We start from the raw sequence: 15,266 nt of genomic DNA on the forward strand, positions 1-15,266 counted from the left end.
GTGCGCATGCAGAGAATGCGGTTCAGGCTCTACGGCATTGCCTTCCTCGCCGTGCTCGCACTGCTGCTGTCGCTCGCGGTGGCCGTCTACCAGCAGGCGTTCACCTCGGTGGTGCCCATCACCCTGGAGGCCGACACCCTCGGCAACCAGCTCGATGCACGCGCCGACGTCAAGCTGCGCGGGCTGCTGGTCGGCGAGGTGCGCGAGGTGCATGCCGACGGCGCCAAGGCGACCCTGGACATCGCGCTGAAGCCGCAGTACGTGTCGTACATCCCCTCGAACGTGCACGCGCGGCTGCTGCCCAAGACGCTGTTCGGCGAGAAGTACGTCGACCTGGTCGCTCCTGCCGGCGCTGCGCGCGCGTCGGCTCGGCCCATCCGTGCGGGTGACGTCATCACCCAGGACCGAACGAAGGTCGGCATCGAGGTGCAGCAGTTGATGAACGACCTGCTGCCGCTGCTGCGCACGGTCCGGCCGGGTGAGCTCAACGCCACGCTGTCGGCCTTCGCCACTGCGCTGGAGGGCCGCGGCGACCGGATCGGAGGCAATCTCACCCAGGTCGAGGGCTATCTGCGCCGCCTCAACCCGCACATGCCCTCCCTGAAGGAGGACATCACACGGTTCGCGGACGTCGCCGAGGTGTACGGCGACGCCGCGCCCGACCTGATGCGGATCCTGCGCAACACCGTCACCACCAGCCGGACGATCGTCGAGAAGAGGGAGCAGTTGGTGTCGGCTCTGCGCGCGACCGCCTCCGTGGCGGGCACAGCGAACGACTTCCTGTCCGAGAACGGCGACCGGCTGATCACCCTGGGCCGGGTCTCCCGCCCCACGCTCGAGCTGTTCGCCCGGTACTCCCCCGAGTACCCGTGCCTGTTCCAGGGCCTGGTCCGGCAGGAGAAGGCCTCCGAGGAGGCGTTCCGGGGCGGCGAGATGCGGATCACCCTTGAGGTCGTCCGGCCGCAGGAGGCGTACCGGCCCGGCGAGGAGCCGGCGTACGGCGCCCGGTCCGGCCCGAACTGCCGCGGTCTGCCGCATCCGCAGGTGCCCGGGCCGAAGCCCCATCTCGACGACGGTACGTCGGCCGGAGGTTCCGGCGGCGCACTCCCCGGAGGTGCCGACGTGTCCGCCACCCGTGCCGAGCAGCGGGCCGTGGGCTCGCTCGTGGCCCCCGTCATGGGCGTCCCCGCGGACGAGGTGCCGCCCGTGGCGACCCTACTGTTCGGGCCGCTGGCTCGCGGAACGGCGGTGACTGTCGCATGAGCGGGTCCGGAGCGCGGCAGACCGCCGCCCCGCTGATCAAGTTCAGCCTCTTCGCGCTGGTAACGATCGCGGCGACGGCGCTCCTCGCCGCCACCATCGTCAACGTCTCCTTCACCCCCAAGGACACCTATCACGCCGTGTTCACCGACGTCACCGGACTGGAGAACGGCGATGACATCCGGGTGGCCGGAGTGCGGGTAGGAGAGGTCGAAGGCATCCGGATCAAGGACCGGACGCTGGCGGAGGTCACGTTCACCGTCAGCGCGGACCGGCCGCTGCTCGCCGGGACCCACGCGGTCGTCCGCTACCGCAACCTGGTCGGGCAGCGGTACGTCGCACTCACCGAGGGCACCGGCGACGGCACCGCCCGGCTGCGGCCGGGCGGCACCATCCCGCTGTCCCGGACCGAGCCGGCACTGGACCTCAACGCCCTGCTGAACGGCTTCAAGCCGCTGTTCGCGGCGCTCAGCCCGAACGATGTCAACCAGCTCGCCACCGAGATCGTCCAGACCCTCCAGGGCGAGGGCGGCACGGTGAACAGTCTGCTCACACACACGGCCTCGCTCACCAGCACCCTCGCCGACCGCGACAAGCTGATCGGATCGGTGATCGACAACCTCAACACCGTCCTGGCGACCCTCGACGAGCGCGGCTCCCGCTTCTCCGGGCTGCTGACGCAGCTGCGCCGAGTGGTTGCAGGGCTGTCCGCCGACCGCAAGCCCATCGGGGAGTCGCTGGTGAGCATTGGCGACCTCACGGACGTCACGTCGGAGCTGCTCAAGGACGCGCGTCCACTGCTGAAGGAGGACATCGCCCGGCTCGGCGATGTCACCGGAACGCTGAACAAGAACGAGCACACCGTCGAGGGCGTCCTGAAACGGCTGCCGAACAAGCTCGAGAAGCTGACGGGGACGGCCTCGTACGGCTCGTGGTTCAACTTCTACCTCTGCGACTTCGACGGCCGGATCGTGCTGCCGAAGACCAAGCAGGTGATCACCCCGGAGCTGCACGTGGCACGGGCGAGGTGTGGCGGATGAGCCTCCGCATCAGGCGGCGCGATGGCCGCCGCCCCGAGCCGCTGGTGAGGTTCCCGGTCCTGCCACCGAAGCTGCCGAAGCTGCCGAGGCTGCTGCCGAAGCCCAAACCACGACCAGGACCCCTCGTGAAGGTGCGCGTCCTGCCGCCGAAGCTGCCCAGGATCCGGCTCACGCGCCCACGCCTGAAACCCTTCCGCGAGCACAACCCGGTCGTCGTCGGCGCCGTAGGCCTCACCGTCCTCGCGCTGCTGACCGTCGCCGCCTTCAACGCCGACAGCCTGCCGCTGATCGGCGGCGGCGACACCTACAGCGCGGCCTTCTCCGAGGCCGGCGGGCTCAAGCCGGACGACGAGGTACGGATCGCCGGGGTCAAGGTCGGCAAGGTCGAGGACGTCGACCTGGACGGCGACCACGTCAAGGTGACCTTCAAAGTGAAGGGCCGGCCGGCGTTCGGCACCGACACGGGGGCGTCGATCCGTGTCAAGACGATCCTCGGCGCGAAGTACCTGGCCCTCTACCCGAAGGGGCCCGGCCAGTTGAAGCCGGGCAGCGAGATCCCGCTTCGGCGGACCGTGTCGGCGTACGACGTCGTCCAGGCCTTCAGCGACCTGACGACCACCGCCGAGGAGGTCGACACGGGCCGGCTCGCGATGGCACTGGACACGATCGCCGACACCTTCCAGGACTCCCCCGAGGAAGTGCGGGCGTCGATCAAGGGACTGTCGCGGATATCCCGGACCGTCGCCGCCCGTGACAAGGCGATGCGCCAGCTGCTCGACCACGCGAACGGAGTCACCGAGGTGCTGGCCGATCACACGAAGGACGTCTCCGCACTGGTGAAGAACGGCGACGCCCTGTTCAAGGAGATCGACAAGCGGCGCTGGGCGATCCACAAGCTGCTCAAGAGCTCCGCGCTGCTGGGCATCGAGCTGTCCGGCCTGGTCGACGACAACAGCAAGGAGATCGGACCCGCTCTGAAGAACCTCAACACCTTCCTGAGGATGCTCGAACGCAACCAGGCGAGCCTCGACCGCAGCGTCCGGCTGCTCGCCCCCTACGTCCGGCTCTTCACCAACACCCTCGGCAACGGCCGCTGGTTCGACTCCTATATCCAGAACATGGTCGCCGCCCCGGTCACGCCACGTACGGGAGGCACCCGATGACCCGCAGACTCCTGGCCCTGTTCACCGCGCTCGCGATCGTCGTCGGCCTCGCCGTCGTCCTCTGGCCGGGCCCCGGCCCCGTCCGCGTCACGGCGTACTTCCCTCGGACTGTCGGCATCTACCCCGGCTCCGACGTCCGCGTCCTCGGTGTCCGCATCGGCGAGGTCAGGAAGATCACGCCGGAGGGCGGCCGGGTACGGGTCGAGCTGGAATACGACAGGGGCCGCAAGGTCCCCGCCAACGCACAGGCCGCCATCGTCAACTCCTCGGTGGTCAGCGACCGTTACGTGCAGCTGCTGCCGGTGTACCGCAAGGGCGCGGTGCTGCGGGACGGAGCCGTCATCCCCGAGTCCCGTACGGCTGTTCCCGTCGAGCTGGACCGGATCTTCGACAGCCTGCACACCACCGCCGAGGCGCTCGGCCCGAACGGTGCCAACAACAAGGGTTCGCTGTCCCGGCTTCTGGGGGTGAGCGCGGACAACCTCCAGGGGCAGGGCGCAAGCCTCAACCAGACGGTGCAGGACCTGTCCCAGGCGGTCACCACGCTGTCCGACGGGCGTGGCGACCTGTTCGGGACCGTGCGGAACCTTCAGGTGTTCACGGCCGCGCTGGCGGCGGACGACACCAGCGTGCGGTCGTTCAACACCGACCTCGCCGACGTGGCGGGGCAGCTCGCCGGGGAGCGTAAAGATCTCGCGGCCGCGCTGAAGTACCTGGCTGCCGCACTCGGCGACGTGTCCGGCTTCGTGAAGGGAAACAAGAAGGCGCTGACCTCGGACGTGCAGGGCCTGGCCGAGGTCACCAAGGTCCTCGTCACCCAACGAGACGCTTTGGAGGAGCTTTTGACCGTCGCGCCCACGGGCCTGTCGAACCTGGAGAACGCCTACAACCCCTCCGCCGGCACTCTCGACACCCGCAACAACGCGCAAACCTCCCAGGACCCGTCGTCCCTTCTCTGCTCGATCCTGAAGACGACCGGCGACGACCATGACAGCTGCGAGGGGCTGAAGAAGCTCTTCGCCTCCTTGCCCGAGGTTCCGCCGGTCCCGGCGTCGACGGGCTCGGTCGACAAGACCCTCGGCGGCATTCTGGGGGCACCTGCATGAGCGTGCGGCGCAAGGGGCGGGTGGCCGCCTGGACGGCGGTCTGCTCGCTGCTGCTGACCGGCTGCGAGTTCAACGGCTGGTATGACGTCCCGCTGCCCGGCGGCGCGGCCTCGGACGGTCACGCCTACCACGTCACCGTCGAGTTCCGGGACGTCCTGGACCTCGTGCCGCAGTCGTCGGTGAAGGTCAACAACGTCACCGTCGGCACGGTCGAGAAGGTGGAACTGGAAGGCTGGCACGCCCGCGTACGGCTCAGGATCGCCGACTCGGTGAAGCTGCCTGGCAACGCGGTCGCCGATCTGAGGCAGACCAGCATGCTCGGCGAGAAGTACGTCGCCCTGTCCGCACCGGCCGACACACGCCCCGTCGGACGTCTCCGCGACGGCGACCCCATCCCGCTGTCCCGCAGCGGCCGCAACCCGGAGGTCGAGGAGGTGCTGTCGGCGCTGTCCGCGCTGCTCAACGGCGGCGGGGTGGCGCAGCTCAAGACGATCACCATCGAGTTGAACCAAGCCCTCAGCGGCCGCGAGGACCGGGTCCGGTCCCTGCTGAAGCAGCTCGACATCTTCCTCTCCGGCCTCGACGGCCAGCGGGCGGACATCGTGCGCGCGCTGCAGGGCGTCGACCGGCTCGCGCAGCGGCTGAAGAAGGAGAAGAAAACGATCGCCTTGGCCGTCGACACCATGCCGCCCGCCCTGAGGGCCCTCGCCGACCAGCGCAAGGACCTGACGAAGATGCTCACCGCCTTGTCCAGGCTCGGCAAGACCGGCACCAAGGTGGTGAACGCCTCCCACGACGACACCGTCACCAACCTGAAGAAGCTCCAGCCCATCCTGCAGGAGCTGAACAAAGCAGGCGACGACCTGCCCAACTCCCTCGAGCTCCTCACCACGTACCCGTTCCCGCGCAACGCGACGGACGCCGTCAAGGGCGACTACGTCAACCTGAAGATCACCGCCGACCTCGACCTGGCGGACCTCTACGGCAACGTCACCGGCAAGCCCGGCAAGGGCGGGAAGTCCCCGGCCCCCGGGACACCGCATCTTCCCGGCCACCCCACTCCCATCCCTCTCCCGTCCGTCCCGTCCCTGCCGGGCATCCCGTCCGTGCCCCCTGTGCCCTCTGTTCCCTCCGCGCCCGCCGTGCCGTCGACGCCCTCCCACGGCAGCACCCTGCTGTGCCCGCCAGTGTGCACCGCCGCCTACGGCACCGGGGACGGCGCGCGTCGCTTCCCGCCCGGGGTCGATCCCGGGCTCGCCGAGCTGATGCTGAAGGGGATACAGCCGTGATCACACGTACGGTCAAGGCCCAGTTGCTGGCCTTCGCGACCATCACCGCCCTGGGGGTGGCGTACGTCGGCGCCCGGTACACGGGCCTGGTGGACGACGTCTTGCACCGCGGGTACACCGTTCGCGCCGACTTCGCCGAGTCAGGGGGCGTCTTCCCAGGTGCCGAGGTCACCTACCGGGGAGTGCCGGTGGGCCGCGTGGGCGATCTGCAGCTGACCGGATCCGGGGTCTCGGTGGCGCTGAGGATCGAGGACGGCGCCCCGAGGATCCCGGCCGACACGCTCGCAGTGGTCGCCGCCCGATCGGCGGTGGGTGAGCAGTACGTCGACCTCCAGCCGCGGCGGTCGGGCGGCCCGTACCTCAGGGACGGCAGCCCGATCCCGCGCAGCCGCACCCGGACCCCACTGCCGGTCACCGACCTGGTCCTCAGCCTCGACCGGCTGGTCAACTCGGTCGGCAAGGACGATCTGCGGGTCACCGTCGACGAGCTGGGCAAGGCGTTCTCCGGCACCGGACCGAACCTGAGCCGGCTGGTGGACTCCGGTGACGCGCTGGTTGAGGCGGCATCCGAGTCGCTCCCCCAGACGGTCTCGCTGATCGAGGACTCGCGGAAGGTACTCAGGACACAGGCCGACCAGGGCTCGGCCATCAAGTCGTTCTCCCGCGATCTCGCCACGCTCACGGGACAGTTGAAGTCGAGCGACGGCGACCTTCGCCGGCTGATCGGCAGCACCGTGCCCGCCGCGCGGCAGGTCGATTCGCTGCTCAAGTCCACGCGGCCGCACGTGCCGATCCTGCTGGCCAACCTCATCAGCGGCGGCCAGATCACCGTGGCCCGGTTGCCCGGCGTCGAACAGGCCCTGGTCACGCTCCCACTCACTGTCGCGGGCAGCTACACGGTCATCCCCGGCGACGGCACCACCCACTTCGGGCTGACCGTGAACGCCGACGACCCTCCCGCCTGCACCAAGGGCTACAACACCCAGCGGCGCGACCCAGCCGACACCGGGACGCGCCATGCGAACACCGACGCGCGCTGCACGCTACCGCGTGGCAGCAAGTCCTCGGTGCGCGGAGCGCAGAACGCGCCCGGCGCCACGACCGGCCCGCACAGCGGCGACCAGGCCGCGTTCGTGGCCCCGTACGACCCGGAGACCGGCACCGTGACCGGCCCGGACGGAACGCTCCTCGAGATCGGCTCGACGGGCGGGGAACAGGCCGTGTTCGGAAAGGAGTCGTGGCAATGGCTGCTCGTGGGACCGATGGTGTGAGAGGCGGCATGAGGCTGCTGTCTGCGGGGCTCGTCGCTGCGACCGTGTTGACGACCGTGCTGTGTGTCTGGCTGGGCTGGAAGCTGTCCGACCAGCGCGCGGCGGAACAGCGCCGTCAGGACATCTTGGCTGCGGCCCGCCAGTCGGCGCTGAGCTTCACCTCGCTCGACTACCGGCACTACGACCGGGACAGCGCCGATGTGCTGGCGAACGCCACCGGCGAGTTCAAGAAGGAGTTCGCCTCGCAGACCGAACAACTGACGAGGCTGGTCGCACAGAACAAGTCGGTGTCCGACGGACAGGTCCTGGAAGCGGGCATCGTGCGGTACGACGGGCGCTCGGCCCGGGTCCTGGTCGTGGCCGACAGCGAGGTGACCAACACCGCCGCGCCCGAGGGCCAGGCGCGCACCTACCGGCTCCAGCTCGACCTCGCGTATGTAGCAGGTCGCTGGTTGACCTCCGACGTCGTGTTCGTGGGCTGACCCGGCCGTGAGACCAACAAGGAGGAGAGACACCGTGGCGAACCCGGCCTTCCGCAGCACCCGCGGCACCGGCTCACCGGCCCGCCGCACCATGACCGCGGCCGCCCGCGCGGCGGCCAAGCGCGCCGGACGGCCCGCGCCTCGCGAATGCGGTGCCCACCAGGAAGAGCAGACCCGCTCCGGGCGCACCCTGCTCGTCGATGCGCCGCCGAACGGCTGGGAGGACCCGCCGGAGCCCGAGTCACCCGAGTCGTTCGAGGGGAAGACGGAGGTCGGTGCGTCCCCGCGCAACGCCGGGCGGGGCGTGCTCACCGCGGCGCTGGGCATCGTCCTCGTGGCGGCCCTGGTCGCGGCCGCCGTACTCGGGCGGGAGTACCAGCAGGGGCGGCAGGCGGAGCAGGCCCGCGACGAGGCCCTCGCAGCCGCGCGGAATGCGGCGCCGGTCGTGCTGTCGTACGACTACCGGCACCTGGACCGGGACTTCTCCCGTGCCCGCATCCTGCTGACCGGGCGCTTCCGCGACCAGTACGGCAAGACCACGAAGGCGGTGGTCGCGCCGACCGCGACGAAGTACCACGGTGTGGTGAAGGCGACCGTGGCCACACCCCCCGACGGTGACGCCCCGGCGGTGTCCGTCGTGTCGGCCACACGGGACCGGGCCGTCGTCCTGCTCTTCGTCAACCAGATCACCCGGAGCACTCAGGTCCCGCAGCCGCGGCTGGACCTGAACAGGGTGCGCATGACGCTCACCAACACCAACGACGGCTGGAAGGTGAGCGGCGTCGACGCCCTCTGACCAGGCCTCCGTAAGTGCCCTCGCGTGGTCGCGCGGGGGCACTTTTTCGAGGGGAACGGGCGCGGCCGGGCTGGGCCGGCGGGCTTCACTGCGGTCGGGCTGTGGTGGGCCGGGCGACGTTCTTGCCCCCGAGCGATCTGCCTCACCGACTCCGGCCAACCCCCCTCAGCACCCGTCCGGCCCGCTTCGAAAAGAGTTCGGTTGCTCGCGACGGACACCGTCTGCCTCCCCGTAGAGCAGATGAAGGCTTCACCCGTACCGCCACCCTTCATCCGACTCGCGAATCCACGAGGTACCTGTGGCTCTCCTCTTCGCACGTCGCCTTCACTTCCACCTGCGGTCGCGGGGGCGTCGCGCCGTCGGGTTGCTGGTGCTCGTCGCCGGAACCCTGCCGGGTGCGCCGGCCGGCGCCGCGACCCCGTCCTCCGGATCGGTCAGCGACACCGCGTTCACGACCACGTGGAGCGCCGGGCCCTTCGCCGTCCCGAATGTCTCCGGCACTGCCGGGACGGTGAGCTGCGGGCATGGGCAACCCTGCGACGACTACGCCCTGAAGGTGTCGGTGCCTGCGGGCTACGACGCCGGTCACAGCCTGCGCATCGACGTCAGATGGCCGGGATCCGCCGCCGACTTCGACCTGTACGTCCTCGATACGGACGACCAAGAGGTGGTGGCCACCTCGGCCTCTTCCAGCGACCCCGAGACCGTGGTGCTCCCGGCGGTGTCGGCGTCATACACCGTGCGCGTGGTGCCGTACGCGCCGCTCGGCAACAGCTTCACCGGCACCGCGAGCCTGATCGCCACTCCGGCCGATCCGCCGCCGAGTACGGCCACGCCGCCGACGTACGCGAACTCCCGGGCACCCGACGGCATCGCGGATGCACACAATGCCGGTGAACCCTCGATCGGCGTCGACCGTGCGAGCGGCGCCGCAATGTTCCAGGCGTACACGTCGACACTCAAGGTCACCTACGACAGTGCCGGTGCCGCCACGTGGCAGGACAAGAGCGCGAGCGCGGCCAACGACTGCCCCCAGGGAAGCACCGCCAGCCTCGACCCGATCCTGTTCACCGACCCGGTCACCCACCGCACCTTCGAGTCGCAGCTCGCCGGCAAGACCGCCCTGACCTGCTACACCGACGACGACGGTGAAATGTGGACGCCGACGGGCGGCTCGGGCATCAACTCCGGTGTGGACCACCAGACCATCGGTGGCGGCGCCTTCGCCACGGGCGGTCCAGGCACCGTCACGTCGTACCCGAACGCCGTCTACTACTGTTCCCAGGACATCGCCGACGCCTCTTGCGCGGTCAGTCGGGACGGCGGTCTGACGTACGGTCCCGCCGTTCCGATGTACTCGCTGCTGGACTGCGGCGGCCTGCACGGGCATGTGAAGGTCGCCCCGGACGGCACGGTGTACGTGCCCAACAAGGGCTGCGGTGGCAATCAGGCCGTGGCCGTCTCCGAGGACAACGGGCTGACGTGGACCGTCCGCAAGAACCCGTCCAGCACCCCCGGTGACTCGGACCCGAGCGTGGGAGTCGGGGCCGGCGGGACCGTCTACATGGGCTACCAGAACAGCGACGGCACGCCGCGTACCGCCGTCAGCCACGACAAGGGCAAGACGTGGCTGTACGACCAGAACGTCGGCGCGGCCCTCGGCATCAAGAACATCGTCTTTCCGGCCGTGACCGCGGGCGACGACAACCGCGCCGCGTTCGCCTTCCTGGGCACCACCACCGGCGGCAACTATCAGGACGCGGCCAACTTCACGGGCGTCTGGCACCTGTACGTGGCCACCACCTACGACGGCGGCCAGTCCTGGGTGACCGTCGACGCCACCCCCACCGACCCGGTTCAGAAGGGGGCGATCTGCACGGGCGGCACCACGTGCGGCAACGATCGCAATCTCCTGGACTTCATCGACGTCACCACCGACGCCCAGGGTCGCGTGCTCGCCGCCTACGCCGACGGCTGCACCGGCACCTGCGCGACCGGAGGTGCGCAGAACTACGACGCGCTGGCGTCCATCGCCCGCCAGTCTTCAGGCAACACGCTGTACGGCGCGTACGACGCCTTGATCCTCGGCCGCACAAGAAGCCCTAAGGAAACCACTCGATGAAGCCATCGCCCCCGGCTGCCGTACTGGCAGCAGCCGTCCTCAGCCTGGCCGCGGTCACCGGATGCTCAGCGGCGAACAAGCACGCCGAGCCACCGCGGGCGACACCGTACGCGGCAGAGCATGCGACCGATCCGCCGGCCGGGAACGCGGTCGGCGCCGCGCCCGGCGGCTGCCCCACTGCCGCGTCACTGCCGCTCCCCAAGGACTTCCCGGAGAACCTGCCGGTGCCCGACGGCGCAGTCGTGACCTCGGTGGAGCACCGCACCGGCGGCCGGCTCGTCGTCGCCACCGTCGTACGGGGCGGCTTCGACACCACGCTGGCGTTCCTGCACAAGCGGCTCCCAAAGGCCGGCTACATCCCCAAGGAGGGCGAAGTGGAGGAGGCCGACGCCGAGTCGAACTTCTCCTCCGGGAGCGTCCGGGGCCGCTGGACCCTGCGGAAGATGTCCGACTGCGAGGGAGGGGTGTACCTGACGTACCTGACGTCCGCTGTCTCCTGACCCTGCCCCGGCCAAGCCCTCTTCCTGGCCGGTGAAACTGCAAGGGGCCGCCTTTCGCGGCGAGCGGTACCACGTGCGCCGTTGACCGAAGGGTGGCCTCCCGGATTGGAAGACCCCTGGTGAACGCATGCACCGCGAGTCTGATCGGCCGGCCTGACGCAGCAGTCGGCCGGGGCCGTATGCGGGGCCGGGTTGTCGCTGGTGCGGTGGAGAATGGGTCTTCGCAGGTCGTCGTGTCCGACTGCAGGCTGGGAGCGGAAGCCCTGACCAGGAACTCGGGACCCGGCCCTGCCTTGTTCCTCCCGGTGTCCACCTCGCGTGTCCGCCCCCGTGGCCCTGGGACCGGGGGCGTTCCCAGCCGAGGAGATCGGGAGCACTTCTCCTCGTCCATCGGTCCCGAGCGGTGGCGACGGATCGCGGGTGCGGTGGGTCCCGGGGGCAGCCGGATCAGGACCGGGGGAGGTCCAGGGAGTCGAAGCGGCGCATGAGGGCGGGCTTGGCCAGGTGGGCGGCCCGCAGTTCACCGGCCCGCCGGTCGAAGTCCGAGGTGCCACCGGTGCGGGCCTCCAGGGCGCGCAGGTCCGCCAGGAGTGCGACGGCGGCGTCGTAGGCGCTGGCGTTCTTCCGGGCGATCAGGTCGTCGACCTCACGCCACGCCTGCTCGGTTCTCTGGGCGAGCTTGGCCAAGCGCGCTTCCTGTGCTTCGGCGGCGGCGCGTGCCCGATCCTGCTCGGCCACGGCCCGCGCGTTTCGCTCGCGCTGCCTGCGGTCGGAACGACGGCGGTAGGCCGTGTCGAGGAGCTGGGCCGCAGTGCGCCGGCCGATTACGTCACGAGGGCCCGGGATAGTGGTCGCCGCCCGGTAGCGGGCCAGGAGTCGGGGCCCTGGGGACGCGGTGGTCAGCGCGGCCTCGACCAGCAGGGCGTCCTTGTCGGCGGCGGGAAGACCGGCGACGAAGGCCGCCAGGGCCTTCCGGTCCAGGACGTCCGCGGTGGCGGGCCGGCTGTCCTCGGCGGCGACCGCCAGCAGGTCCGCGTCGACGCCAAGGAAGTCCGCCAGGGCCTGCTGCGGGCCGGTGAGCGAGGCCAGTCCCGCGGGGACGGGCGGCTCGACCTCGCGGGCGTAGTTCTCCTCGTCGTCCTCCGCGAGCTCCCAGGCGGTGAGCCCGGCAAGCCATCCCAGGTACAGCGGCCGCAGGTCTCCCGCCGCGAGTTCGGCGCGCAGCCCCACGAACGACGAGAGCGTGTCGGACGTCTCGAATTCCCACTCGCAGCCGTCCTCCGAGGACACGGTGAAGTCCAGCAGCGTGTGTCCGGACCGGGTCCAGACGCCGAGCGCATCCTCCATCGCGTACGCGGTGGCTTCCTTGGCCGGGAGCGAGCCGTCGGGCAGACGCAGGACGAGGCGACGGCTGCCCCAGTTCGCGTAGTACAGATGGGCGTCGTAGAACTGCTCGACCAGCTTCGTCGTATCGCCGCGGAAGTCGCCCCAGTGGTATTCGTTGACGAAGCGGGTCGGGGTGATGTCGGCGCGGGTGGACAGCGCGCGTACCTGCCTGACCTGGTCCTCGTCCAACGGGCGGTCAAGCGCGAGGAACTCGTAGTACTGGTACTCGCTCACGACTTGGCAGCCTACCGGCCGTGCACCCAAGGTTTGAGTCAGCCGCGGAGCCATCCGAACAGCCCATTGCCGCGCCGCTCGCGCTCCCACTCCGCCTCCGCTTCGGCTCGTTCGGCCGCGACGCGCTCGCGCTGCGTACGACAGCGCGGGCATTCATCGCCGCGGGCCAAGCCAGGGGCATCGTCAGGGTCGACGTCGCCGCCGCAGGTCGGGCAAGGCCACAGCGAGGCCTCCCATTTCCGGTGCTCGTCCTCCTGCCGACGTGCTTCCTCCTCCTCAGCTGCCCGCTGGGCGGCGCGACGTTGTTCGTCTCGACGGCCGTAGGCATGCAGGTCGTCGGCGTTGCGCAGGGCATCCGTGAGTGTCTGGGCTGAACCGTGGCCGAAGCGCCACCAGATCGCCCCGCACGGGCCGTGCTGCTGCAGCCGGTCCAGTGCGGTGGCCAGGACGGGCACCGTGCCGTCGTAGTCCCGGTACCCGTCCCGCTCTCCGGTGTTCCCTATCGGGCGGCCAGGACGCCACATGCCCTGCCAGTGCTCCTCGGATAAGCGTGCGACCTCATGTATCCGTGCCTGCAGGGCCTTGGGGCCGACCTGCTTGGTGAACACGAACGCCACTGGTGGGAAACCGCCGCGACCGGACGCCTGCCAGAGGGTCGACCACAGTGGGACTTGCTGCCCACCTTGGTCCTTCACGGTGCGCTGGAAGAACCGGCGGTAGCGAAGGATCTTGTCTGCCACCTTGGCTGGCGGTTCGGTGCCGTTGTCCACCTCCACGAACAGCACCGGCAGCCCGGCCTCCGGCGCGCTCAGGACTGCGTCGGCGCGCAGGCTTCCCTTGCCCGGTGTGGTAAACGTGCCGGTGACGGGGAGAGCGACCTCGGTTTGCCAGCCGTGGAGTGTGCCAAGCCCTGGCGGCCTGGAAGGCAGCGGCTTCGTCGGCCCGGCGGCGGGCGGTGTGCCGCGGCGGGCAACCGGTTTGGTCGGCTCTGGCGGCGACTGCAGGAACGCGTCGATGGTGTCGGTCACCTTCACCGCGTGCGCCGCGCCGGCTCTGGCCGCCTCCCGAGCGGTACCGCCAATGCAGCGGAACAGCAGTACTGCCCGGGCACTGGTACCACTCAACAGGGTTCCCGCAGAAATCACACCCGCCCTGCGCAGTACACAGCAGCCGGCTCGGACTGTCGTCGGCGATGCGCAGGGACCGGCGCGGCCGGTAATTCTTGCGGCTGCCGTCCCAGGCGAAACCGTCGTCAGCGAAGGAGTTGTTCGTCGAGCGCATGACCGCAGACGGTGACGCCCAACACGCCACAACATGGACGACCAAGCCGAGGAAGTCACCCTCTCGCCCTCTTTAGGTCGCACAACCGTTCGTTCAATCATTCATGCGTTCTCTCCAGATCCCTCTCTCTCGGACCAGTCGTCGCCTGCGGGTGCTGTGCGCGCCTCCCTTCAACCACACGCGTGCACGGCTGGCTGCTCATCACGCTCCTGAGGTGGCCCCGTAGGATGCCGTGCATGATTCGCGCAGTAGCGTTCGACGTCGGTGAGACCCTGATCCGAGACGACCGCGGCTGGGCTTCTTGGGCGGACTGGCTGGGAGTACCCCGGCACACCATGTCCGCCCTTGTCGGATCCGTCGTAGCTCAAGGACGCGACAATGCCGACGCTTTGCGACTTGTGCGGCCCGGTCTGGAGGTTGCCGTCGAGTACGCGGCGCGGGAGCGCGCCGGTCATGGCGAACAGCTCGACGAGCACGATCTGTACGAGGATGTCCGCCCAGCCCTGTCCGGGCTTCTGGCGGCCGGGTTCCGAGTCATTATCGCGGGCAATCAGACCCGCAGAGCAGGCGAGTTGTTGCGCGCGCTCGACCTTCCCGCAGACGTCATCGCGACGAGCGGCGACTGGGGTGTGGCTAAGCCCGAGGCCGCCTTCTTCGAGCGGCTCGTCGAGACGGCCGACTGCACCCCTGACGAGATCGTGTACGTGGGCGATCACCCCGTCAACGATGTCTTCCCGGTCCGCGCAGCCGGGTTGCGGGCAGCACACCTTCGACGCGGCCCGTGGGGATATCTGTGGGCAGACAGTCCAGAAGTTGTGGCTGCGGCGGACTGGCGCATCAACTCCCTTACAGAGCTGGTCGATACGCTGACGAGGTAGCACAAGGTTCCTTACCCTGGGTCAGACGCGCGATACCCTCCGTACAGCCAGGAGGATCGGAGACCACTGTGCCCGGAGACAGTGCGGGTGATGTAGGCAAGCGCATCGCGACCGCCCGTCGTTCCCGTCGCATGAGGCAAGGCGATCTTGCCTGGGCAGCGTCGCTGTCACCGAGCATGATCCAGAAGATCGAGCGTGGTGCCCGGCTACCGAGCGAAGACGCGCTGAATGCCATCGCCGCCGCTCTCGCTCTCGACCCATCCCGGCTGTCAGCCGACGGGGGCGGCAGGGCCAATAGCCGTGTGCGGGCGGCGCTCTCGGACATCTCCGCTGTGATCGCCACGTACGACCTCCCCGATGATGGGGTCTGCTGCAGGTTTGGGTGACAGGTTCGGTCACGCGGCCTGGACGGCCGGTGGGGTCATGACGGTCTCGAATTCGACGGGGGTCAGGCGGCC

14 protein-coding genes are annotated in these 15,266 nt (G+C 69.6%); 12 read left to right on the plus strand and 2 right to left on the minus strand.

The genetic code is table 11. The features are described from left to right. Positions 1-6 precede the first annotated feature (6 nt). From ABZ312_RS39440 to ABZ312_RS39485, 10 genes are all read left to right on the plus strand, one after another. A complete protein-coding gene (locus tag ABZ312_RS39440; protein WP_500439813.1) occupies positions 7-1,263 on the plus strand; it encodes an MCE family protein in 1,257 nt (418 codons plus the stop codon). Next, positions 1,260-2,300, plus strand: a complete 1,041-nt coding sequence (locus ABZ312_RS39445; protein WP_500439799.1) for an MCE family protein — start codon at positions 1,260-1,262, stop codon at positions 2,298-2,300. The genes ABZ312_RS39440 and ABZ312_RS39445 overlap by 4 nt, the downstream gene beginning before the upstream one ends. Next, a complete protein-coding gene (locus tag ABZ312_RS39450) occupies positions 2,297-3,463 on the plus strand; it encodes an MCE family protein (RefSeq protein ID WP_500439800.1) in 1,167 nt (388 codons plus the stop codon). Before ABZ312_RS39445 ends, ABZ312_RS39450 begins: the two co-directional genes overlap by 4 nt. Beyond that, complete coding sequence (locus ABZ312_RS39455) at positions 3,460-4,569, plus strand: MCE family protein (protein ID WP_500439801.1); 1,110 nt, start codon at positions 3,460-3,462, stop codon at positions 4,567-4,569. Before ABZ312_RS39450 ends, ABZ312_RS39455 begins: the two co-directional genes overlap by 4 nt. Further along, positions 4,566-5,858: an MCE family protein gene (locus ABZ312_RS39460; protein WP_500439802.1), complete on the plus strand. Its 1,293-nt coding sequence runs from the start codon at positions 4,566-4,568 to the stop codon at positions 5,856-5,858. Before ABZ312_RS39455 ends, ABZ312_RS39460 begins: the two co-directional genes overlap by 4 nt. Then, the gene (locus ABZ312_RS39465) at positions 5,855-7,129 is read left to right on the plus strand and encodes an MCE family protein (RefSeq protein ID WP_500439803.1); all 1,275 of its coding nucleotides are present in this window, start codon (positions 5,855-5,857) and stop codon (positions 7,127-7,129) included. The genes ABZ312_RS39460 and ABZ312_RS39465 overlap by 4 nt, the downstream gene beginning before the upstream one ends. An 8-nt stretch (positions 7,130-7,137) precedes the next feature. Then, positions 7,138-7,611 (plus strand): Rv1363c family protein, encoded by a 474-nt coding sequence (locus tag ABZ312_RS39470; protein WP_500439804.1) that lies wholly within the window; start codon positions 7,138-7,140, stop codon positions 7,609-7,611. Positions 7,612-7,645: 34 nt separating this feature from the next. Continuing rightward, entirely contained in the window at positions 7,646-8,407 is a 762-nt protein-coding gene (locus ABZ312_RS39475) for an Rv1363c family protein (protein WP_500439805.1), read from the plus strand. Between the two features lie 298 nt (positions 8,408-8,705). After that, positions 8,706-10,529: a sialidase family protein gene (locus ABZ312_RS39480; RefSeq protein ID WP_500439806.1), complete on the plus strand. Its 1,824-nt coding sequence runs from the start codon at positions 8,706-8,708 to the stop codon at positions 10,527-10,529. Next, a complete protein-coding gene (locus ABZ312_RS39485; protein ID WP_500439807.1) occupies positions 10,526-11,029 on the plus strand; it encodes a hypothetical protein in 504 nt (167 codons plus the stop codon). The genes ABZ312_RS39480 and ABZ312_RS39485 overlap by 4 nt, the downstream gene beginning before the upstream one ends. 447 nt (positions 11,030-11,476) lie before the next feature. Here the strand turns inward: ABZ312_RS39485 and ABZ312_RS39490 are convergent, their stop codons facing one another. Both ABZ312_RS39490 and ABZ312_RS39495 read right to left on the minus strand, forming a co-directional pair. Beyond that, a complete protein-coding gene (locus tag ABZ312_RS39490) occupies positions 11,477-12,649 on the minus strand; it encodes a hypothetical protein (protein ID WP_500439808.1) in 1,173 nt (390 codons plus the stop codon). Between the two features lie 38 nt (positions 12,650-12,687). Next, the gene (locus ABZ312_RS39495) at positions 12,688-13,677 is read right to left on the minus strand and encodes a replication-relaxation family protein (RefSeq protein WP_500439809.1); all 990 of its coding nucleotides are present in this window, start codon (positions 13,675-13,677) and stop codon (positions 12,688-12,690) included. 489 nt (positions 13,678-14,166) lie between these two features. On the opposite strand from ABZ312_RS39495, the gene ABZ312_RS39500 reads away from it, so the two are divergent. Both ABZ312_RS39500 and ABZ312_RS39505 read left to right on the plus strand, forming a co-directional pair. Continuing rightward, on the plus strand, positions 14,167-14,808 hold the full coding sequence (locus tag ABZ312_RS39500) for an HAD family hydrolase (RefSeq protein ID WP_500439810.1): 642 nt from the start codon (positions 14,167-14,169) through the stop codon (positions 14,806-14,808). A gap of 68 nt (positions 14,809-14,876) precedes the next feature. Continuing rightward, complete coding sequence (locus ABZ312_RS39505) at positions 14,877-15,194, plus strand: helix-turn-helix domain-containing protein (RefSeq protein ID WP_500439811.1); 318 nt, start codon at positions 14,877-14,879, stop codon at positions 15,192-15,194. The last annotated feature ends 72 nt before the right edge of the window (positions 15,195-15,266 follow it).

Source organism: Streptomyces sp. NPDC006207 (genome assembly GCF_040613835.1).
Lineage (GTDB): Bacteria > Actinomycetota > Actinomycetes > Streptomycetales > Streptomycetaceae > Actinacidiphila.